At 55.1% G+C, this 20,180-nt stretch carries 20 protein-coding genes; 9 read left to right on the top strand and 11 right to left on the bottom strand.

Going from position 1 to position 20,180, the window contains the following annotated elements; all coding sequences use genetic code 11:
• Positions 1-21: 21 nt before the first annotated feature.
• Positions 22-1,263 carry an MFS transporter gene (locus tag OEU85_RS07555; RefSeq protein WP_262690863.1) on the bottom strand — a complete coding sequence of 414 codons (1,242 nt, stop codon included), beginning with the start codon at positions 1,261-1,263 and terminating at the stop codon, positions 22-24.
• Between the two features lie 245 nt (positions 1,264-1,508).
• Here OEU85_RS07555 and OEU85_RS07550 point away from each other — a divergent pair, with 245 nt between their 5' ends.
• The 3 genes from OEU85_RS07550 to OEU85_RS07540 all read left to right on the top strand — a co-directional run bounded on the left by OEU85_RS07550 (position 1,509) and on the right by OEU85_RS07540 (position 4,140).
• Positions 1,509-2,801 carry a cystathionine gamma-synthase family protein gene (locus tag OEU85_RS07550; RefSeq protein WP_262690862.1) on the top strand — a complete coding sequence of 431 codons (1,293 nt, stop codon included), beginning with the start codon at positions 1,509-1,511 and terminating at the stop codon, positions 2,799-2,801.
• Positions 2,802-2,918: 117 nt separating this feature from the next.
• Entirely contained in the window at positions 2,919-3,479 is a 561-nt protein-coding gene (locus OEU85_RS07545) for a glycosyltransferase family 61 protein (protein WP_262690860.1), read from the top strand.
• Complete coding sequence (locus tag OEU85_RS07540) at positions 3,442-4,140, top strand: glycosyltransferase 61 family protein (protein ID WP_262690859.1); 699 nt, start codon at positions 3,442-3,444, stop codon at positions 4,138-4,140. The genes OEU85_RS07545 and OEU85_RS07540 overlap by 38 nt, the downstream gene beginning before the upstream one ends.
• On the opposite strand, the gene OEU85_RS07535 is transcribed toward OEU85_RS07540, so the two are convergent.
• From OEU85_RS07535 to OEU85_RS07520, 4 genes are all read right to left on the bottom strand, one after another.
• A complete protein-coding gene (locus OEU85_RS07535) occupies positions 4,124-4,603 on the bottom strand; it encodes a hypothetical protein (protein ID WP_262690858.1) in 480 nt (159 codons plus the stop codon). The genes OEU85_RS07540 and OEU85_RS07535 overlap by 17 nt on opposite strands.
• Positions 4,604-4,607: 4 nt before the next feature.
• A complete protein-coding gene (locus OEU85_RS07530; RefSeq protein ID WP_262690857.1) occupies positions 4,608-6,179 on the bottom strand; it encodes a sensor histidine kinase in 1,572 nt (523 codons plus the stop codon).
• Positions 6,180-6,274: 95 nt separating this feature from the next.
• Positions 6,275-6,694 (bottom strand): VOC family protein, encoded by a 420-nt coding sequence (locus OEU85_RS07525; protein ID WP_262690856.1) that lies wholly within the window; start codon positions 6,692-6,694, stop codon positions 6,275-6,277.
• A gap of 42 nt (positions 6,695-6,736) precedes the next feature.
• On the bottom strand, positions 6,737-7,204 hold the full coding sequence (locus tag OEU85_RS07520; RefSeq protein WP_262690855.1) for a GAF domain-containing protein: 468 nt from the start codon (positions 7,202-7,204) through the stop codon (positions 6,737-6,739).
• A gap of 169 nt (positions 7,205-7,373) precedes the next feature.
• Here OEU85_RS07520 and OEU85_RS07515 point away from each other — a divergent pair, with 169 nt between their 5' ends.
• Both OEU85_RS07515 and OEU85_RS07510 read left to right on the top strand, forming a co-directional pair.
• Positions 7,374-8,894 (top strand): PQQ-dependent sugar dehydrogenase, encoded by a 1,521-nt coding sequence (locus tag OEU85_RS07515; RefSeq protein WP_262690854.1) that lies wholly within the window; start codon positions 7,374-7,376, stop codon positions 8,892-8,894.
• A gap of 84 nt (positions 8,895-8,978) precedes the next feature.
• Entirely contained in the window at positions 8,979-10,286 is a 1,308-nt protein-coding gene (locus tag OEU85_RS07510; protein ID WP_262690853.1) for a pentapeptide repeat-containing protein, read from the top strand.
• A 64-nt stretch (positions 10,287-10,350) separates the two neighbouring features.
• Here OEU85_RS07510 and asnB read toward each other — a convergent pair whose 3' ends face one another.
• The 4 genes from asnB to OEU85_RS07490 all read right to left on the bottom strand — a co-directional run bounded on the left by asnB (position 10,351) and on the right by OEU85_RS07490 (position 15,448).
• A complete protein-coding gene (asnB, locus tag OEU85_RS07505; protein WP_262690852.1) occupies positions 10,351-12,387 on the bottom strand; it encodes an asparagine synthase (glutamine-hydrolyzing) in 2,037 nt (678 codons plus the stop codon).
• A gap of 54 nt (positions 12,388-12,441) precedes the next feature.
• The gene (locus OEU85_RS07500) at positions 12,442-13,533 is read right to left on the bottom strand and encodes an aspartate/ornithine carbamoyltransferase family protein (protein ID WP_262690851.1); all 1,092 of its coding nucleotides are present in this window, start codon (positions 13,531-13,533) and stop codon (positions 12,442-12,444) included.
• A 109-nt stretch (positions 13,534-13,642) separates the two neighbouring features.
• Positions 13,643-15,088 (bottom strand): sodium:solute symporter family protein, encoded by a 1,446-nt coding sequence (locus tag OEU85_RS07495; protein ID WP_262690850.1) that lies wholly within the window; start codon positions 15,086-15,088, stop codon positions 13,643-13,645.
• 3 nt (positions 15,089-15,091) lie between these two features.
• Positions 15,092-15,448, bottom strand: coding sequence for a hypothetical protein (locus OEU85_RS07490; RefSeq protein WP_262690849.1), 357 nt, complete (start codon positions 15,446-15,448; stop codon positions 15,092-15,094).
• Positions 15,449-15,692: 244 nt separating this feature from the next.
• On the opposite strand from OEU85_RS07490, the gene OEU85_RS07485 reads away from it, so the two are divergent.
• Positions 15,693-16,925: a Zn-dependent hydrolase gene (locus OEU85_RS07485; RefSeq protein ID WP_262690848.1), complete on the top strand. Its 1,233-nt coding sequence runs from the start codon at positions 15,693-15,695 to the stop codon at positions 16,923-16,925.
• Positions 16,925-17,473 carry a MarR family winged helix-turn-helix transcriptional regulator gene (locus OEU85_RS07480; RefSeq protein ID WP_262690847.1) on the top strand — a complete coding sequence of 183 codons (549 nt, stop codon included), beginning with the start codon at positions 16,925-16,927 and terminating at the stop codon, positions 17,471-17,473. Before OEU85_RS07485 ends, OEU85_RS07480 begins: the two co-directional genes overlap by 1 nt.
• 47 nt (positions 17,474-17,520) lie before the next feature.
• Here the strand turns inward: OEU85_RS07480 and OEU85_RS07475 are convergent, their stop codons facing one another.
• The gene (locus tag OEU85_RS07475; protein ID WP_262690846.1) at positions 17,521-18,582 is read right to left on the bottom strand and encodes an alpha/beta hydrolase; all 1,062 of its coding nucleotides are present in this window, start codon (positions 18,580-18,582) and stop codon (positions 17,521-17,523) included.
• A gap of 214 nt (positions 18,583-18,796) precedes the next feature.
• Between OEU85_RS07475 and OEU85_RS07470 the strand changes: the two genes are divergently transcribed.
• Positions 18,797-19,234 carry an SRPBCC family protein gene (locus tag OEU85_RS07470; protein ID WP_262690845.1) on the top strand — a complete coding sequence of 146 codons (438 nt, stop codon included), beginning with the start codon at positions 18,797-18,799 and terminating at the stop codon, positions 19,232-19,234.
• Positions 19,235-19,266: 32 nt separating this feature from the next.
• Here OEU85_RS07470 and OEU85_RS07465 read toward each other — a convergent pair whose 3' ends face one another.
• Complete coding sequence (locus OEU85_RS07465) at positions 19,267-19,716, bottom strand: hypothetical protein (RefSeq protein WP_262690844.1); 450 nt, start codon at positions 19,714-19,716, stop codon at positions 19,267-19,269.
• Between the two features lie 127 nt (positions 19,717-19,843).
• Between OEU85_RS07465 and OEU85_RS07460 the strand changes: the two genes are divergently transcribed.
• Entirely contained in the window at positions 19,844-20,173 is a 330-nt protein-coding gene (locus OEU85_RS07460) for an ArsR/SmtB family transcription factor (protein WP_262690843.1), read from the top strand.
• The last annotated feature ends 7 nt before the right edge of the window (positions 20,174-20,180 follow it).

Here is a 20,180-nt window from a genome sequence, read left to right as displayed (position 1 = left end):
CAGGTTTCCTATACTCGGACTTTAATGGGCTACAGGCTTGCGGGCCGTGCTCAGCCCCCAGATAATAGTGGCGCCAGCAGCGATCACCAACATAACGAATGCGGACTGATTGACAAGCCGCCATCCAAAGGCCTGCAGAATGACACCAGCCGAGAGGGACGCCGCGGCAGTGGTGCCGAAGACGAGAAATTCGTTCAGGCCCTGCACGCGACCCTTCTCCGCGTCCGTGTGAACACGGGTCAGCAAGGTGGTGCCACCCACAAAACAAAAGTTCCAGCCAACCCCAAGCGCGATTAATGCCAGGGAGAAATGACCAATCTCGATACCACTTAGCGCTGTGATGAAGGCAACGGCGAAGCAGGCGTGCCCCATAAGCATAACCGGCAGCAGGCCAATACGCTGTATAAGCGAGCCGGTGAAAAGGCTGGGCAGAAACATGGCAATCACGTGCCCCTGGATGACATCAATACTTTGGCCTATCAGGCCACAGGCTTTCATGGCAAGCGGCGTGGCGGTCATGACAAAGCTCATCATCGCATAGCCGAGGGCACCGTTTAACACCGCTACAATGAAGGCAGGATTGCGGGCTATCTCACGTATTGGTCGGCCCACGTCCGGTTCAGCCTCCATCTCGCCTTCAGCGACAAACGGTTTTTCAAGCGGCCGCATAAGCGTAGTTGGCAGCAATATAAAGGCGACAACAACCCCGGCGAAGACAAATGCACCCATCATATTGACCGGCAGGAAGACTTCATTAAACCACCGCGTGAGGCTTGGCGCCAACAACGCACCCAGAAGCCCGCCAACCAGCACAAGCGAAATCGCCCGTGGGGCGCGTGAGGGTACCACGCTCTCAGCGGCGGCAAAGCGGTAATATTGGGCACTGGCCTGAAAGGGACCAATACTCACCGTGCCGATACATAGGGCAAGAAAACTGCCGGAATAAACACCGTAGGCCGCAATTGATGCGGCCAGAATGCCCACAAGCGCACCAAGCCTGAAGCCAAACCTGCGCGACCGCCACTGCATCAGCATCGACATCGGACCGGTGGAAACGGCGGTTGAGACAATGGACAGCGACATGGGCAGTGTCGCCAGCGCCTTGTTTGTGGCCAGAACTTCACCAGCGAGACCTGCAAATGTCACCATCGTCATGCTGCAGGACAGGAAACAAGCTTGCGCGATCATCAAAAAGATCACATTGCGGTTGCGCGCCCAGAAACCGGCAGCCTGCTGCGTATCATGTACCCGGACTGTGCTCACACCGACTTCCTTGATCTTGAACCGGCGTCAAGAAAGCACCCGTGAGCAATTTAATCAAGCCTGCAAACAACACAGTTATGTCAGGCCCGCCAACGCATGGCGGTTGCCTTCACCCCATGTAAAATAACCATCTAATTAATGGAAACCATTCCAGAATCAGGTTGCGGCAGGCCCCAATTCCGGGCAAAACAGCGCAAAAGATAATCCATCACAATGGACAAGAAAAACTTCATAAGGATGCCCCAATGACCGCCAGCCGTAAAAATTACCGCAAGAAAATGATTGGCAATCACCGCCTTAGCCCGGAGACCCAGATGATGGGCTATGGCTATGACCCCGCACTTTCCGAGGGCGCACTCAAGCCCCCCGTGTTCATGACATCCACGTTTGTTTTTGAAAGCGCGAAACACGGCAAGGAGTTTTTCGAACTGGCATATGGCAAGCGCCAAGCCGCGGAAGGCGAAGAGCCGGGACTGATATACTCCCGCATCAACAACCCTGACCTTGAAGTGCTTGAGGACCGCCTCGCGCTTTGGGAAGATGCGGAGAAGGGCCTGACGTTTTCAAGCGGTATGGCCGCGATTTCCACCTGCCTGTGGTCGTACCTTCGTCCCGGTGATGTAATCGTTTATTCTGCGCCCATTTATGGTGGTACGGAATTCCTCATCCGCAATATCCTCCCAGAATTCGGCATCAAGTCGGTTGAGTTTGCAGCGGGCGGCGACAAACCAACCTTGGCACCTGCCATCGAGGAAGCCAAAAAGCTGGGCCGTGTCGCGGTTATTTATACCGAGACGCCGGCAAACCCGACCAATGGACTGATTGACCTGCACTGCTGCCGCGACCTCGCCGACAAGCTTGGGGAAGAGACCGGCCACCGCCCCGTCATCATGACCGACAATACATTCCTGGGCCCCGTATGGCAAAAGCCGCTTGAGCACGGGGCAGACATTGTCATCTACTCGCTGACCAAATATGTCGCAGGGCATTCGGACGTTGTGGCCGGGGCCGCCGTAGGCAACATGACCGCGATGGCCCCTGTGATGGGCTTCCGCACCATCCTTGGCACCATGTGCGACCCGCACACCGGCTGGTTGATCATGCGCTCGCTGGAGACACTTAAGCTGCGCATGACCGCCGCGGCCGACAACGCCAGGAAAATAGCGGAATTTCTGCGGGACCACCCGAAGGTTGCCAAAGTGCATTACCTTGGCTTTCTGCGCAAAGACGAACCAGCCTACCGTATCTTCAAGGAACAGTGTGCGGGTGCGGCGGGTTCCACCTTTGCATTTGATATTGATGGTGACGAGGACGCCGCTTTCCGGGTGCTCGACGCGCTGCAGATCATCAAACTGGCAGTCAGCCTTGGGGGTACAGAAAGCTTGATGGAACACCCGTTTGCCATGACCCACGCGGATGTGCCGGACGACGTGAAGCGCCGCCTTGGCATCAGCGAGAGCATGCTGCGTATCTCTGTGGGTGTTGAAAATGTCGACGATCTGATCGCAGACCTCTCACACGCGCTGGATGCAGCCTGAAGATCGGGCCGCCGCTATTATAGTGTTGAACTAGGTTGCGGCCAGTTCTACTGTCTTTACAGAAGGGGCCGCTGGCCTCTTCTTTTGTGCATACCACATCGCGATAAGGGCACTGTGTTGGGATTGTTCAATAAAAACTGCGCGCTTGAAACACTTGAGCTTGAAAACGCACGTGTTTATCCGCTTTACAAAGCGTCTTCGCCCGTGTCCGTGAAGGGAGCGCTTTATCACCCGGACACACCGCGAAAGTTTGAGCAACTGCGCGAAATGCGTCTGCCCCTGCCCGGCAAACCATTAAGTGTGGCCACCGACAAGGCTTTCCTGCAAAAGCAGCCAATACCGCGCAAAAAGCTTGATGGACATCATCTCTACGCTGGCCCCTTCTTCCGCCACTATGGGCATTTCATGGCGGAATCCGTGCACAGGCTTTGGGCTTACCTTGACGCGCCGGATCAATACGAAGGTGTGCTGGTTTGTCCGCAGCCGCTGAAAGGCACCCAGCGTGCAAAAAAGGCCGATGAACTGCCTGCCTATTTTACAGCGATAATGCAATATTTTGGTGTGCCCGCAGACAAGGTTCGGCTTGTCAACAAGCCGCTTTTGGTCGAGCGCTTGACGGTGCCGACACAGGCAAGCACCTTTGGCGATACACCGCCCACCGGCGCCACAGTATCTTGATTACCTTGATGGCCGGGCGGACGCACTGCTTGGTGACCTGTCGGGGCTACCGGCCAAAATCTATGTCAGCCGCTCTGACTATGTGCACAAGGGCTCCTATGCGGGAGAGCGGTATTTTGAGCCATTGCTGGAGGCGGAAGGCTATCATATCCTCAAGCCAGAGAAACTCCCGCTTCTCGAGCAGTTGAGGCACTACAAAGCTGCGGATATCATACTTTTTTCCGAAGGCAGCGCGGTTCACACAGCCGAACTCCTTGGTTCCATGAAAGCCGATGTTGCCCTCATCCAGCGGCGCCAGGCGGCACTTGATGTCATGATGTCAGTTCTTTCGCCCCGCACGCGGGCCGCAAAATCGTTTGATGCCTGCCATGTACTCCCCACAATTGTCGCGGCTCCAGTTGGCGGCCCAGGGACAGGCAGCGCCCTTGCTCTCATCGATGCGCCAGCACTTGTGCAATTTCTGCGCAGTGAAGGCTTTGCGAAGCTGGAGGGTTTTGATATGGCCGAATTTTACAAACAGGAAGCCACAGATGTAGCACGGCACCTATTGAATGCCCCCATTCGCAACGCATTGGATCACGGAACGCTGGGGCAACAGTTTGCCGAATTCAAATATGCGATCAAGAAACACCACAACCCGTGGCTCAAGGAATTGATCTAGCCTTGACCATATAGTCATCGCGGTAGGTTTCGCAGTCGCCGTCATGCGGCACATCAATACCATGGATGACGCGCCAACCTTCAGTGGTGTCAGCAAAACTGAACTGGTTCACACCGCACCCCACAAGCTTGCCGTGCAGATATATGACAAAGGGTGCAGACACCGTGGCGAGGCCAGGTGCACCGTAAAAGGTTTTCACCGCAAAAACCTGCTCGTCAGCATCACCTTCGCCCAGCGTGTCAATCCAGCCTGCCCATTCCCTGAAGCTGCCCTTTTTGACGCTGCCATCGTTCATCAGGCGTTCTAGCGGCGCATCCTCATGCACAAACTGTAAAATGGCGACGCCATCCCCTGCGCGCATGGCGTCAAACAACTGATGAACCACAGCTTCCGGAGTCATGTCGCTCGCAGAGACAGGGAGGGCGGTAAGACCAAGTGCCAGAGAGATCGCTTTGGTGACCATCGATCTATGCTGCCTTCAGTACCCGCTCGGCCGGCAGGATAAGTGTGAAGGTCGTCCCCTTGTCCACTTCGCTTTCCAGCGTGATGTCTCCACCGTGCATATCGACAAAAGCTTTCACGAGTGACAAGCCAAGGCCCGTGCCTTCGTGGCTGCGGCTGAGGGCGGATGCAGACCGCATGAACGGCGAGAAGACAAGGTCCTGCTCTTCCCTCGGGATACCAATCCCCTTGTCTGCAACCTTGATAGTCATCCGCCCGTCTTCATCCATCATCGCGCTCAGGCTAACATTGCCGCGGCCATCCGGCGTAAATTTCACAGCGTTGGACAGTAGGTTGAGCACACTTTGCTTGATACGCAACCGGTCACCATTTACACGCGGCAGGTCTTCCGGCACGTCCACATCAACCCGCAGGCCTTTTTGGGTCGCCTGACCGGAGATAAGCGCGTGGCTTTCGTGGAAGAGTTTGACCATATCGACCTCTTCCTCTTCCATCTTGAACTGACCAGCCTCGATTTTGGCCAAATCAAGCACCTCACCCAGCACATCAGAGAGATGTTCGCTGGAAGAGCGAATATCCTGCAGATATTCACGGTATTTCTTGTGTCCGATCGGGCCGAACATCTGGTCCGCCATGATGCTTGAGAACCCGATAATGGCGTTGAGCGGTGTTCTGAGCTCATGGCTGACGTTCGCGAGGAACACACTTTTCGCCCGGTTCGCCGCCTCGGCCTGTTCCTTGGTCACAATCAGTTCCATCGAGGTCTTTTTCGTGCGTTCAACCTCCTGCTCCAGTTCCCACGAGCGTTTGCGCAAGGCTTCCTCGGATGACGAAAGCGCCTTGTTGGTGGAGCGCAGGTTATCCAGCAGCACCTGCACCGCATCAAATGACAGGTTGATCTGGCCAACAAGCAGGCCAAGTTCATCCTTCTTGTGGCGGCGATGCACGCTGATGCGCTGCTCGCCCGGATGCTCGGGGTTGATGCTGGAGATTTTCTCCACGATCAGCGCCAGCGGTTTGGTGAGCCCCTGGTGGAAAGCAAAATAAAGCAACATCACCAGAAGCAGGTTGCGGACAAACCCGCTAAGAAATGTGGTTACCGCCCTAGAGAAAAAGGGTTGGAGGCCCACCGCGCGGTCGATCACCACACGCAGACTGCCGGGACGCTCCGCCATTGTATCCGGAAGCGCCAGCGGAAAGTTGTAAGTGGCTGTATCGTTGATGAAATACCGCGCATAGTTGACACTCGCCGTGCCGAAACTGCTGGTATCACGCTGGTTGCCCGCGAGCACCGAGCCATGGTCATCCAGAATAGCGGCTTCGGCGACATATTCATATTCCATGAGGCCGGAGACCACCTCCTGTGCGAGGTCGGAATCGAGAATAAGAACTGCACGGGTCGCCGCCTTCTCTGCCACCTGAAGGCTTTTATTGACCTTCTGGGCGAGGATGCCACCTTCTTCGAGATAATCGAGATAAACCTGACCGGCAGAAAGTACAAGACCAACGGCAAATGCGATGATCACCGCCGTACGGGCGAGTTTAAATGAGATCCTGTCAGACCAATGAAGCTGCAAAGACTATCCCCTCACGTCACCCTGCTACCCTATTGAGCCTTGGAAGACTAAAAACTTTATTAATATTAGGCATAATTATTCTGCCTACACCCCTATTACCATTCCCCGGTATTTTTCATACTGGCCCAAGGTTCCTTCGCAGGCAAGGCGTCACCGCGCTGCAGCAGCTCAATTGAAATATTATCAGGGCTTCGTACGAAGGCCATTCGGCCATCACGTGGCGGCCTGTTTATGACAACCCCTGAATCCATAAGCCTTTGACATGTATCATAAATATCCTCAACGGCATAGGCCAAATGCCCGAAGTTGCGGCCACCGCCATAGTCCTCGCTGTCCCAGTTATAGGTCAATTCGACCTGAGCATCCTCGTCACCCGGTGCCGCGAGGAAAACCAATGTGAAGCGACCAGCAGGGACATCCTTGCGGCCAACTTCCCGCAAGCCTAATTTAGTGCAGTAAAAATCCAGCGAGTCTTCAAGGTCCTTAACCCGCACCATCGTGTGCAAATATTTCATATCTCACTCCATATGTTCGCCGGGGTGCCGTTGCTCTGCCGCCTAGCGCGCAAAGACGCTTGCCATCAGGCGCTCTAGATAGGTTTTATCCACGTCGTCGAAGGCTGCAAAATCAGTTGAATCAACGTCGAAAACCGCGACCAGCTCTCCGTCCTCATCAACGACGGGCACCACAATCTCCGAGTTGCTGCGGCTATCGCACGCAATATGGTTAGCAATCGCATGCACGTCTTCAACAACCTGAGTCTGGCGTGTGGCGGCCGCCATACCGCACACCCCTTTTCCAAACGCGATGCGAAGACAGCCGAGCGTACCCTGATAAGGGCCGACAACCAGTTCGTCCTGTTTCGCGTCGTCCACAATGTAAAAGCCGGTCCAGAAATAGCGCTCGGGAAAGGCCTCCGACAACAGGCATGAGATGGTTGCCATCTGCGCGATGCAATCGTTTTCTCCCTCAAGGACAGCTTCAATTTGCGCCACAACCGTTTCGTAAATTTCGCTTTTGCTCATCACATACCCTTATCGCCTGATATTCATCTCGCTGTTACGCTATGGCCATAGCCGCAACCGGCATGGCATGTCCAGCAAAGCTGGTGCCGATGCCTCATTTGTGTACTATATTCACTATTAAATAGGAGCTGAAGGCCGAAAGGCGAAAAAGAACATAGGGAGGGACACTATGTTGAAAAAGCTGCTTGTTGGTCTGGTCGGGCTTGTTTTGCTGGTCGTGGTCGGGGCGTGGGTCTGGTGGCCGGAGAACCTGGTCGTCAAGGGGCCGGTGCTGGATTCCCTCACCGGGCGACAAGTTGAAGCGCCAGCAGAAAAGTCCCTCTCCGGCCGGTTTGAGCTGCCTGTTGGTTTTCGCATGGGCGTTTTTGCGAAAGATGTCCCGCACGCCCGTATGATGCGTGTGACGGCAACCGGCGACCTTCTGGTCACCAGCATGCGGGACGGCAATGTCATCCTTTTACATCGGGATCAGAACGGTGACGGCAAAGCAGATGGTCGCACCATGCTTTTTCATGGATTGAATGTGCCCCACGGCCTTGCTCTGCATGAGGGCTATGTTTATGTCGCGGAAACCAGCCGCATTCTCAGGGCACGCTTTAACCCGGAAACCCGCATTACCGGGGCGCTTGAGCTTGTGTTTGATGGCCTCCCGTCGGGCGGCAATCACCGTACGCGCACTATCGGCTTTGGCCCCGATAACATGCTCTATGTCACCGTAGGGTCTAGCTGTAACGTCTGCATTGAAGAGCATCCCTACCGCGCGGCCATGCTGCGCATGAATGCTGATGGCTCGGACGCCGCAATTTATGCCACTGGCCTGAGAAATACGGTCGGCTTTGACTGGCGGCCCGGCACAGGCGCGCTATATGGCACAGATAATGGCCGCGACCTACTGGGCGACGATACACCAAACTGTGAGCTCAACTTGATCGAGAACGGCGCAGATTACGGCTGGCCATACGCCTACGACAATCAGGTACCCGACCCGGAGTTTGGCGCGGACAACAAAGACAAGATATCACGCTCAGAACCCATGGCACACGGCTTCGGTGCCCACCGCGCACCGCTCGGCATTCGCTTCCTTGACCCCAAACTGGCGCCGGACGGGTACGACGATGCCGCCCTTGTCGCACTGCATGGCTCCTGGAACCGCAGCACACTCGCGGGCTATAAAGTCGTTTCACTGCATTTTGACGGTACCGACATCGCCCAAAAGGATTTCCTGACCGGGTTTGAAAGGGATGAGGATGTCGTTGGACGACCCGTCGACATAGCCCAAGGGCCTGATGGCGCAATCTATGTGTCAGACGATTATGCTGGAGTCATATACCGAATCGGCTTTGATGACATTGCTGTCGCCAAAGAGGTCAATCCAGGCGATGAGCGTTCATCGCCCTTGGCAGGGCTTCGCCGGGAAGATATTACACTGTCCTCCAATGCTGGTGCACAATTGTTCGAAAAAAACGACTGCGCGTCATGTCACACCCCTGGGCGCGCACCGGAAAATATACAAGTTAAAGTTTTAAAAAACCTTGGTGCGCGATACACGGTGGAAAGCTTGGCGGCACTGCTTCAAACCCCTCCAAGCCCAATGCCCAGTTTTGACTTCACGCCAGAACAGCGAATAAATCTGGCTGTTTTCTTGATGTCTGAAGACTTTTCCCAACCTATGGGCACGCCACTTCCCTAAAAATTGAGCTATGCCGAAACTATTTGTTCAGGAGCGCTTGCTACATACTCCATACCACAATTTTTAATATACTAGGTGTGTGAGATGGACCTGCAAAAACTGATATCCCTCATCGGTGATCATGAAAACTGGCTTGCAGATCAGGCGCGCGGCAAACGCGCCGACCTTACGCTGTCCGACCTCAGCGGTTTCAGCTTTGGAAACTCAACTCTGAGACAGGCAAAACTTGTCGGCACCAAACTTGAAGGCTGCGACATCACCAACAGTGACATGCGTGATCTTGATGGGTTTGGCGCCTCTTTTGTGCGCGCCGACCTCACAAACAGCGACCTGTCCCGTGCAGATCTGCGTGGCACCAAATTCTATAAAGCCATTCTCCATGGGACAAGCTTGCGCAAAGCCGACCTGAGGCGCGGTAAACTGATGAACACCCGCGGCGACAAGGTAGCCATCATCTCCTCCGACCTGAGGCAGGCAAACCTCAATGAAGCCGACCTCCGGGAAGTCGGTATGAACGGTGGCTGCCTCGCGGGCGCCTCCCTCAAACATGCCGATTGCCGCGGTGCGATCTTCGATGAATGTGATTTCAAGCAAACCGACTTTACCGGTGCCAACCTGGAACAGGCCAAGTTCCGCGACGCCAACCTTGAGGGCACCAACTTGTCCGATACCAACCTGAAAGGAGCCTGTCTTTCGGGTGCCAATCTGTCCGGTGCCAATTTCACCGGCGCCGATGTCCAGGGTATCATCCTTGAAGGCGCCAACCTCGAAGGCATTTCCGGCTTCAACGAAAAAGTGCCCGAAGGGACACAGCAAGACCTCCAAGCCGCGATCAGGGATCAACTTTCCATGACCTTGGAAGCCCATAAGTTATGGGTCGAAAGTGCAGGTAAAACCGGCTCACGGTGCGACCTGCAAAACGCGGATCTCAGTGACGTTGATTTGTCATACAGCATACTGGACGGTGCAAATCTGCGCGGTGCGGACCTTACACGCGCCGACCTCTCCGGCGCCCGCCTCATCATGACAGACCTGTCCAGTTCGGTCCTGGATGAAGCCAACTTGACTGACGCCCGCATGGAGGGGGCAAACCTGCGCGGCGCAAGTCTCAAGCGGGCAGACCTGACCAGTGTGAAACTGAGCGCGCTTGAGTTGATTGGTCCTGACGGGGAACCTTCCGGGCGTGTGTGGGCCGCGAACCTGTCCGATGCCAACCTGACCAGAGCAAGACTTAGTCAGGCGCGGTGCCGTGGGGCAAATTTTGTCGGGGCTATTTTAAAGGGCGCTGACCTTTATATGGCTGACCTATCAGACGCGCGCATGACAGATACCGACTTGGACGGCGCAGACCTCACGGGGGCGGTTATCCCCATCTCTCGCGCAGCAGAATAGACGGAAAACGGAAAAGCCCCGGCATCAAATCTGCCGAGGCTTTTCTCGTCGTCATCGCCCGCTGTTAGCTTGCCGCGCGTTGTCCCGCTTCCGCCGTCCAGCCCAGCTCCTTCGCACGCTCCGCAGCAAGTGCTGGCACATCGGTCGCGACAAAATGCTTGTGCAACATCTGCACACCCATCATGTGGTTGATGACCGCATCAAGCTGTACCTTGCGCGCGCGCGGGGTGTCATCGCTTTGTGCTTCGGCAAGCAAGCCTTTCACCCCAGCCTTGTCAAGCAGCCCACTGTCTTCCAGCGCCTTGTCGCCAAGGTGCTCATTCGCCAGTTCCATCATGGCAGTCCACTTTTCTTTGTTTGTGGTCGCAGGGGGTGCCATGAAAGCAAATTTCTCCCGCTCATAAAGTGTCTTCGGCAACAGGCCCTTCATGGCCTCCTTCAGCACATATTTTTCCTTGCGATCCTTGATCCGGTGCAGCGGCGGGATTTTCGTCGCCATCTCCGCCAGATGATGATCAAGGAACGCCGGTCGTGCTTCCATCGAATTCGCCATATCGACCCGGTCCCCACCCCAGGTGAGGATCTGACCTTCAAGCATGGTTTTCGACCAGACATATTGTGCGCGGTCCAGCGGGTGACGGCCATCCAGTTTCGTGCGGTCCAGCTTCTCTGCGATGGCCATGCCTGGTTTATAGTCCGCCAGCAAAGCGGCTCGGTCCAAATTCAGCACACCGCGCGCGGTTTCCTCGCACGATAGCCATGGCTGCAGGCAGCTTGGCGTAAAGCCTATACGGTCGGTGAGGTAAAGGTCGTCATGTTCGTCAGCCGAAAGCATGGCGCCGGTAAAGAGCTTGTTGCTTTCGCCCAGCATCGATTGCCAGCTTGCGCGTTCCTTGGCGTCAAGGTCTTCAAGGCCGTGCAGGAACAGGTCACGCCGGAAAGACGGGTAACCCGCGAACAATTCGTCCGAGCCCTCGCCTGTGACAACAACCTTGTAACCGGCATCGCGCACATGCTGGCTCATCAGGTATTTCGCCACTGCAAGTGTGTTGTAGATGGTGCGCTCCGCGTGCCAGACAGTTTTTTCAAAATGCCCGTACAAATGGTTGGCATCAAGGCGCAGGATGTCCTGGTCGGCGCCCGTCGCCGCCGCCATTTCCTGTGCGATGGGTGTTTCGTCATAAGCTGCATCCGTGAACCCGATAGTGAAGGCCTTCACCGGCCCCTGCCGCATTGCGGCAGAAAGACCAAGGATGGAGCAACTGTCCACCCCACCGGAAAGGTAACAGCCGACAGGCACGTCCGCCTGCAGGCGCAGGCGTACCGCTTCTGTCAGCCCTTCACGCACTGCTTCGATGCTGTCATCTTCGTTTTTCTCAATCTTGTGATACTCGGCCTCGGGGAATTCAAAATCCCAGTACGGCTTATCCTCAATCTGGTACCCAAGCCCCTGACGGCGGAACGTAACCACATGGCCTGGCTTTACCTGATGAATTCCTTCATAGGCGGTCGTACCCGGCACCATCACCTGCATCAACTGGTGCAAAAGGCCTTCGTTATTGAAGCGGCGCGGCACCTCTGGATGCGCCATCACAACCTTGATCTCAGAACCAAACACAACGCCCTTGTCGCTGGCATGATAATAAAGTGGCTTGACGCCAAAACGGTCGCGCACCAGATGTAGCGCATCTTCCTTTTCATCATAGAGCGCAAAGGCAAACTCACCGCGAAGGCGGCGCAGGGTTTCTTCAAGCCCAAAACGCGGCATCAGGTGCAGGATGATCTCGCTATCGCTTTTGGTGCGAAACCGGTCACCCCGGCTGGTAAGGTCTGTTCTGATACGCTGATAGTCATAAAATTCGCCGTTATGCGCCAGCAGCAAGGTGTCGTCCGCATTCCGGAACGGCTGGCGGGCGCGGTTTTCGTTCAGGTCAATAATAGATAGCCGTGCATGTGCAAAACCAACGCCTTTGCCGTCCATGACCTCAACCCCAAAACCGTCAGGCCCCCGGTGATGTTGAATGGCCGCCATATTGGCCAGCAACTGGGCGTCGACTGGGCGATTTTTCTCACGATAGAAAATTCCGGCTATACCGCACATGTTACTCTCTGCTTTCTTTTATTATTTCCAAAGTTAAAGGCTGTGGCCCTGCCTTCAGACCACGTCCATTACCATCTCGGTGCGTTGCACCATGCAGGTCAGAAGCGCCATGCGCATAAAGACGGCACCGCGCGCCTGCGCAAAATACCAGTTGTGCGGCGTGCTATCGAGCGAGGTGCACAGTTCCTCGCCGCGCGCCAGCGGGTGCAGCACAATGGCTGAGGATTTCAGGGGCGAATTAGCGTCAAGTTTGAGTGTCTTGCCCATGACTTCAAAGCCGTCGGCCACCCAGGCGATGGCATTGATGTAGACAACATCAAGCTCAGGCAACTCACCGTTCAGGTCACTGCTTTCGCGGACCTTCAGGCCCTCACGCATCAGGCTTTCGCGCTGGCCGGGGCCATATAGTTCTTCGTCTGACCCGTCGTGGATCACCACAACTTCCTCAACCATAGAGGAAAACCGTGTCAGAAGTGTGAGGAAACTGCGCACCGTGCGCATGCGTTTTGGCACACCAACAAGACCGATCTTGATTTTCTCTGCTGGCTCGTCCGCCAATAGCTCCGGCTTCCATTTCATGATGGTATAAAGATCGGCAAGCGCCTGCGTGGGGTGCTCGTCCGTGCCGTTGCCGGCATTGATGATGGGGATACGCAAGGTGCGCATCATTTCCATCACCGAGTCTTCTTTGTTGTCCCGCAGGACGACACAGTCACCATAATTATTAAACATCTCGGCTACATCAGAAAGGCTTTCGCCTTTGGCGATCCCGGTTGTGGAACGGTCTGTAATAGACATGATATCGCCGCCAAGGCGGTGCCATGCGCTCTCGAAGCTCAGGCGCGTGCGCGTCGAGGGTTCATAAAACGCACTGATCAACAGTTTACCTGCCAGGGGTTTGATCGGCACAGAAAATCGTTCCGGGTTCGCTTCAAACTTTGCTGCCAGGCGAAACAGCTGCAACAGCAACGGGCGCTCAAACTGCGCCGCACTCGCGATATGGCTGTTCGAGAGCGACTGAAGAAATTCATGTTCCTCGTTAATGGCCCTGAGCAGATGCTTGGGTTGGGCGTCGCCATAAACGTCAGGCCGTGTTGGCTCAAACGTGGCTGCGCCATCAAAAATTGCCTTTTCCGCGCCTACCATAGGGACTTCTCCTGTACATCGCGCCAAACCAGATAAATCAAAACAACGGGTGCAACGCATGTCAGCACAAGCGCTGGCACCACCAGAGCTTCAAGCCCTCCAGCGGAAATCATGAGACTTCTCCATCAGGGTTTGACCGGGCATCATTAAGCTGATCCCAGTCAAAGGTGGGTTTGCCTGCCAGCGCGAAGAGCATGACAAGCAGTGAGACCGCAGCAGACACAAGCGCTGCCACGTAAAAACCGATAGTAAAATATGCATAAAGGCCACTGAGCGTGCCACACACCATGGCAAGGCTTGCCACCGTGCCGCTGCCCCTGCGGTACAGAAGGCCTACCGCAATCGGCCAGATTGTGCTGGCGACAAAGGCGCCGGTGAAATGCAGGAGCGAGCCAAGCGTCGCCATTTTTGGGATACTGAGTGCCCACGTCAGCGCCCCTAGTCCAAGGATGATGGCAACCGCCGCTTTACGCAGCTCAGCGTTGCTGGCATCACGGCGGAAATGTCCTTTATAAATATCCTTGACGATCAGGTCGCTTGTCGCCGCCAATACGCTGTCAAGACTTGAGGCAAGGGCCGCAAACACAACAACAAACACCAGGATAGCGCCCGCAAGACCAAACAGCTTGCCAGCCACCAACGGGGCCACCATGTCTGGCGACGGTACATTAATGCCAAGGGCCGGTGCCGCCAAGGCGATCAGCCCGGCCACAATGGGGATCGGCAGCCAGAAAATCCCGGCAAGAATATAAGCGCGCAGCCCCACACCGGGCGCGAAAGCAAAGGCGCGGGACCACCAGACATTTGAGTGGAATATCTCACCCACGCCAAAGAATAGATTGTTGAACAGGAACATGATGGAGGCAGGCAACAACAGGTTCAGAAGCTCTGGCCGCTCTTCTTCAAGCTGGCTGTGGATGGCATCAAAGCCAACCTCATTGATCACCAGTACCGCAAGCGTAATCACGCCCAGCAGGATAAGGATCGTTTGCACAAAGTCTGTGCCGATCACCGCCTTCAAGCCGCCAAACACAGTATAGAGCGTGCAGATCACCACAATGACCGTCATGCCATAAGCGTATGGAATGCCGCTGAGTGCATTGATCAGCAAGCCCCCGGCCATACCCAGGCTGATGAGCCAGCCAAGGCTGTAGAAAAAGGAAATAACCAGAAAAATACGCCATGCGACATTACCATACCGCAGGCGAATAAAATCACCGCTGGTATAGCCCTGCGGCATCATCTCGCGGATACGTCGCGCAAGCGGCGCAAATAGCAAAAGCCCCACCGCGCCAAGGGAATATCCGACCATACCCCATATACCAAGCTGGTATGCCAGCTGTGGCGCGGTCATGGTGGTATTGCTGGTCACCCATGTCGCCATGGCAGTCGCAACCGCAAAGCCCATCCCGACCTTGCGTCCAGCCAGCATATAGTCTTCAAGCGTGTCGTTTTTGCGCCCGAGCCGCCAGCCCAGCCATATCCAAAGAAGAGAAAAGAGCCCGATTATCAGCCAAGCTATCGAGCTTGGCAGAACTGCGTCCGCATTCATCATGGATCACTGCCCCACGCTGTTGGATAAATTCTCTGGAAGGGGTTTTCGGCTACCCGAAACAAGAAGGGCCACAAGGATGACAAACATCACGGCGCCCACGCCAAAAAAGGTCCACGCCCTGCTGAGAGGATGATGTTGAATAGCCAGGGCCAGCACATCTCCGACCACCACACCATCGGCCTTCAACCGATATTCGCGCTCACCATCCGCGAGGCCACTGAGCGTGGTTGCACGGTCGGGCCCATTATAGATCGCAACCCATTTGCTGCCACGCTTTTCTTCCAGCACGAAGCTTTCGCCATCGACATCAGGCCACGCGATAGTTGCATAGCCCGCCGTGGAGCCATCATCCGATATCATGATATCGTCTGCCGAAACTGCGGGAAATGACACCCCTAAAGATGACATTATCGTTACAGCTATAATAACACCGTATGCGGCTAGTGCGCGGATTATTCCGACCCTTTTCGCTTAAACCTTCAAAATAGCGCCCTTTATTCGGTCGCAATCTACTGTAATAATATTTTGAATTCAAATCATTTGTTTTAATAATGATATTGCTTATATGCTGCCATGGTGACAACCACCAGAAAGAGAATGCTACATGCCAAATGTGTCAATAAAACGTATAGAACACGATCTATTCAATCTATCGCGTTTTGGCTACAACGAGGAAGATAAAGGCGTGTATCGGCAGGGTTTCTCGGACGCGGACATGGCGGCAAGGCGCTGGACCATGGAGCTGTTTGAAGAAAATGGCATGACAGCGCGCATGGACGGCGCGGGTAATGTGATCGGTCGTTATGGTGACATGGACAAGCCGGTTGTGATGATTGGGTCACACCTTGATTCTGTACCCGCTGGCGGCATTTTTGATGGCACCCTCGGTGTACTCTCTGGCCTTGAATGTGTGCGCACCATCCGGGAAAACAACATCAAGCTGGACTACCCTATTGAAATTGTCGGCACGAGCGAGGAAGAAGGCCGTTTTGGCGGCATGCTGGGCGCACAAGCCCTGACCGGATGCGTCACGCTGCCCTGGCTTGAAAGCGCTAAGGATGAAAACGGTATCAGTCTCAAGGATGCCATGGCAGCACATGGCTTGAACCTGCAGGATGTCCTGCACGCCTATCGCCGCCCCGAGGACCTTAAAGCCTATCTGGAAATTCACGTCGAACAGGGTCCGGTGCTGGAAGCCAAACGCAAGTCAATTGGTGTCGTGGAGGGCATCTCGGGTGTTTTCAAATGGATTGTACGGCTGATCGGCAAGGCGGACCACGCCGGGACCGCGCCCATGGACATGCGTTCTGATGCCTTTCTCGGGCTTGCCGATTTTGCACACCAGATTCAGCGTATTATTGACGAAGAGGGCACGGACAAGTCCCGCATCACCATTGGTCACGTGGCGCTCAAGCCTGGGTTCCCGCACACAGTGCCGGGTGAAGTGGAGTTTACAATCGTCGGCCGAGACCTTGACCCTGATGTGATGAAAGGGCTGGCTGATGCCTGCAGGCGTGTTTTGTCCACCATCGCAAGGCGGCACCGCCTGATGTTCGAATACCAACAGATGAGCTGGCTTGAACCACAGTATTGCAGCGACAAAATCGTCAATCTGATGGAAGAAAAAACCAAGGCACGCGGCTTCAGTTACATGAAAATGCCGTCAGGTGCGGGGCATGATGTGCAGTTTTTCTCCAACATCACCGATGCAGGGCTGATTTTTGTGCCAAGTGTGGGCGGCGTAAGCCACGCACCGGATGAACTGACCCACTGGTCCGATATCGAAAATGGCACCAATGTGCTTCTGGACTGCATACTTGATCTGACGAGGGACTGATGCAACGGGATTGCACCAAAAAGAAATTACCGGTAAGGCAACAGGACACACCACAGCCGGACCCGGAAGCCATGAACGATTATGACGATATCCTGATCTCGATCAGACGCATTATGCGGGCCATTGACTTGCAGTCCAAGCGCCTCGTTAAACTTTCGGGCTTGACCGCTCCGCAACTGGTTGTGATGCAGGTTTTAAGGAAAGAGGGTAAAGCCTCCCCCAGCCTTGTTGCGCGCAACGTCGCACTGAGTCAAGCCACGATCACATCCATCCTTGACCGGCTGGAGAAAGCGGACCTGGTCCGCCGTGAGCGCAGCGACACCGACAAGCGTATCATCTATGCGTGCCTGACCAACGAAGGGCAGCGCAGGCTTGAGGAAGCGCCTGAGCTGCTGCAAGCGGGTTTCCTGCGGCAGTACCGTATGCTTGAGGACTGGGAGCGCTCCATGCTTGAAAGTTCGCTCAAGCGTATTGCCTCCATGATGGACGCTGAAGATCTTGATGCCTCGCCCATCCTTGATATCGGCGATATCGATAAGATAAACTAACATATACAGTTTTAATTATACTGCCCGGATGTACCTGGCTACATCCGTCAGCCATCCCCGAGGTGGGCTTTGAAAAAGCCGACGATCAGGTCAAAAGCTTCCTGCGATTCCGGGATTTCCGCGTCCATGAAAAAGGCGTGCCAGAAACCATCAAACAGATAAAGCTTTGACGGAACACCCACGCCTGCCAACCTGCGCTGCATGATTGTCACGGCACTCGCCGCAAAGTCGCGGCTGCCCGCCAGTAACAAGGTTGGTGGGAATTTTGCCAGCGTCTCAGGAAAGTCCCCCGGCGTGACAATCGCTGAGGCTTCCTTGACGGAGTTGAAATACGGGAGCCGCATCATCGTAAGCGGCATCCCACCCTCCGACACCGGTGTAGCACCACCGTAGACCGGATCAAGCTGGCTGCTGTCGCCAGCATAGTCGACCCCACTGCCGCAGAAGGTGCCAATTGCCCCCGGAACCGGAGCGCCTTCCCGGATGATCCACGCCGTTGCCTGTGCGGTCAGTATACCGCCCGCCGAACAGCCATAGATGCCGATATGGCGGGCGTCATACGACTTTAGCATTTCCTGATACACCGCGAAAACATCTTGGGAAGCTGCCGGGAAAACATGCTCTGGTCCCTGTCGGTAATCTACAGTCATGACGCGGTAACCGGAAAGCGCTGCGATCGGAATGGCTTCCACAAGCTCACCGTTCCCCGCCCCCCAGAGGAACGCGCCTCCGTGAAGATTGATCAGCAGTTTGCCTTCAACCGCACCGCCAACAGGCTCGACGATCTTGACGGGCACACCGGCGACCGTGCTGTTTTCAATGGTCACGTCATACATATCCAGCATCAGGTCGGCACGTGCTTTGTTCATGGCGTCATAATGGACGCGTAATTTTTCAATATCCGCGCTAAGCGGCAGGCCGGGCATGGAGACAATCTTGTGCCAGTAAGGCCCCGCGGCATCACTGGCATAGGACGACATCGGCATACTGAACGGTGGCACCTTCACAGTGCCATCCTTTGCGACAGCATCGCTATTGGCAGATGCGGTGCTCGTAAACCCAAGGCACGCGCCCAATACAGTTACAGCAATACACTTTGATAGTTTCATCTTCCCTCTCCGGCACTGTTGAGTGCGGGCAGTATGATGAAGCTGCAGATGTTTTGCAAACGATTGCATCTCTCGTTACCTGAAACGCCGTGACAATGTTTGCGCTTGCGAGAACCTGTTTGTATGGTGACACATATTTAGCCTCAAGGATGAGGAACCGTAACCGGCTCATTGTCCAGGAACGACACAACAAACCCGATAAGTGACAGCATAGATGACCCACACAACAGGCACCGCCCATGTCCGCCATCGCTTCGATGCCTCGGCTGAAGATGTCTTTGACGCCTGGCTGAACCCTGACATCCTGGCACGCTGGATGTTCAACCCCGCCATCAGGAACGAGGAGGTGATCAAAATTGAGATACAGCCCCGTAAAGGTGGCAGTTTTCGGTTTGTCATAAAACGGGAGGGCCAAACCCACGAATATGAAGGCACCTACCTAGATATTCAGCGCCCGACACAATTGGTTTTCACCTGGGTGTCCAAAACAGAACCTCGGGACAGCCTTGTCTCGGTTACAATCACGCCGCGCCCCAAGGGCTGTGACCTCAATCTTGTGCATGAACTTGGTGAGACAGCAGACGAACTTGTGGCGCTTGTCGCTACGCGCTGGCAGGCGGAGTTTGGTGCGCTGTCAAACACCATCAATTGATTGGAGCACCCCGCCTGCCCTCCCGGAGGAAGCTATTTACCGAACTTGGCGGCGGTCAGGGCTATGGGAACACCCACAAGGCATAGATGTGCGAAAAGCGCACCAAGGATATACCAGCCTTCAGGCGGCCGCCCCGGTACGGCAAGCGAAAGCGGCACCACGACATAATTCATCACCAAATACAGCAGGACACCATAGGCCGCGCCTGTCATAACTGGTCGGGTGGTGAGTATGGGAAAAACCTGCGCCGCGAGCACATAAATCAATGCCATCAAAGTGGTCATGAAAAAGTGCAATCCCAGCCCTAAAGCCGCTGATGTTCCCCCTCCTGAATAGGCTTGAGCACCTTGCACACCACTCGCCACTGATTGCAGGATGACCATTGGTTTCACCCCCCTGAGCGAATACGCGGAAATCGCATAGAGGATATCCAGCGTCCCCGCGATGCTCCCGCCGATTAATATTGTCGCAAGTGTTCTCATCCTGGCTCCTTGTTGATATAAGTGGCCAAACGGGAGAGACCTTCCCGTTTGGCCGGAATTTGCCCGCCGGGGTAATTGCGGACAAATTCAATATCCACTATATTAACCCATAAGGGTGAATTTATAGATGATTGTTAAAGAGTCAACACTCGATCAGACCCTAATCGCTCTCGCGGACCCAACCCGGCGTGCCATCCTGCAGCACCTGTCGAAAGGTGAAGCTCGTGTGACAGAGATAGCCGCACCTTTCGATATTTCGCTGAATTCGGTGTCAAAACACATCCGCATCCTTGAACGCGCCAACCTCGTACGGCGCCGCAAAAAGGGGCGGGAACACCTGTTGTCACTGGCGCCCGAGCCCCTTGACGAAGCATCGTCCTGGATAGAGAGCCACCGTGCACTGTGGTCCGGCAGACTGGCCGAACTCGACAACCTTCTCGGCAGCAACAAGAAATAAGGACAAC

Origin of the sequence: Kordiimonas aestuarii (assembly GCF_025574465.1) — a bacterium.
Lineage (GTDB): Bacteria > Pseudomonadota > Alphaproteobacteria > Sphingomonadales > Kordiimonadaceae > Kordiimonas > Kordiimonas aestuarii.
The sequence above is the reverse complement of the archived record's forward strand: the minus strand, read 5'-3'. Positions and strand labels throughout refer to the sequence as shown.

Coding starts and splice junctions, on each gene's coding strand:
- OEU85_RS07550 (WP_262690862.1), top strand. CDS start 1,509: ATGACCGCCAGCCGTAAAAATTACCGCAAGAAAATGATTGGCAATCAC.
- OEU85_RS07535 (WP_262690858.1), bottom strand. CDS start 4,603: ATGGTCACCAAAGCGATCTCTCTGGCACTTGGTCTTACCGCCCTCCCT.
- OEU85_RS07525 (WP_262690856.1), bottom strand. CDS start 6,694: ATGAAATATTTGCACACGATGGTGCGGGTTAAGGACCTTGAAGACTCG.
- OEU85_RS07520 (WP_262690855.1), bottom strand. CDS start 7,204: ATGAGCAAAAGCGAAATTTACGAAACGGTTGTGGCGCAAATTGAAGCT.
- OEU85_RS07515 (WP_262690854.1), top strand. CDS start 7,374: ATGTTGAAAAAGCTGCTTGTTGGTCTGGTCGGGCTTGTTTTGCTGGTC.
- OEU85_RS07510 (WP_262690853.1), top strand. CDS start 8,979: ATGGACCTGCAAAAACTGATATCCCTCATCGGTGATCATGAAAACTGG.
- asnB (WP_262690852.1), bottom strand. CDS start 12,387: ATGTGCGGTATAGCCGGAATTTTCTATCGTGAGAAAAATCGCCCAGTC.
- OEU85_RS07500 (WP_262690851.1), bottom strand. CDS start 13,533: ATGGTAGGCGCGGAAAAGGCAATTTTTGATGGCGCAGCCACGTTTGAG.
- OEU85_RS07495 (WP_262690850.1), bottom strand. CDS start 15,088: ATGATGAATGCGGACGCAGTTCTGCCAAGCTCGATAGCTTGGCTGATA.
- OEU85_RS07490 (WP_262690849.1), bottom strand. CDS start 15,448: ATGATATCGGATGATGGCTCCACGGCGGGCTATGCAACTATCGCGTGG.
- OEU85_RS07485 (WP_262690848.1), top strand. CDS start 15,693: ATGCCAAATGTGTCAATAAAACGTATAGAACACGATCTATTCAATCTA.
- OEU85_RS07480 (WP_262690847.1), top strand. CDS start 16,925: ATGCAACGGGATTGCACCAAAAAGAAATTACCGGTAAGGCAACAGGAC.
- OEU85_RS07475 (WP_262690846.1), bottom strand. CDS start 18,582: ATGAAACTATCAAAGTGTATTGCTGTAACTGTATTGGGCGCGTGCCTT.
- OEU85_RS07470 (WP_262690845.1), top strand. CDS start 18,797: ATGACCCACACAACAGGCACCGCCCATGTCCGCCATCGCTTCGATGCC.
- OEU85_RS07465 (WP_262690844.1), bottom strand. CDS start 19,716: ATGAGAACACTTGCGACAATATTAATCGGCGGGAGCATCGCGGGGACG.
- OEU85_RS07460 (WP_262690843.1), top strand. CDS start 19,844: ATGATTGTTAAAGAGTCAACACTCGATCAGACCCTAATCGCTCTCGCG.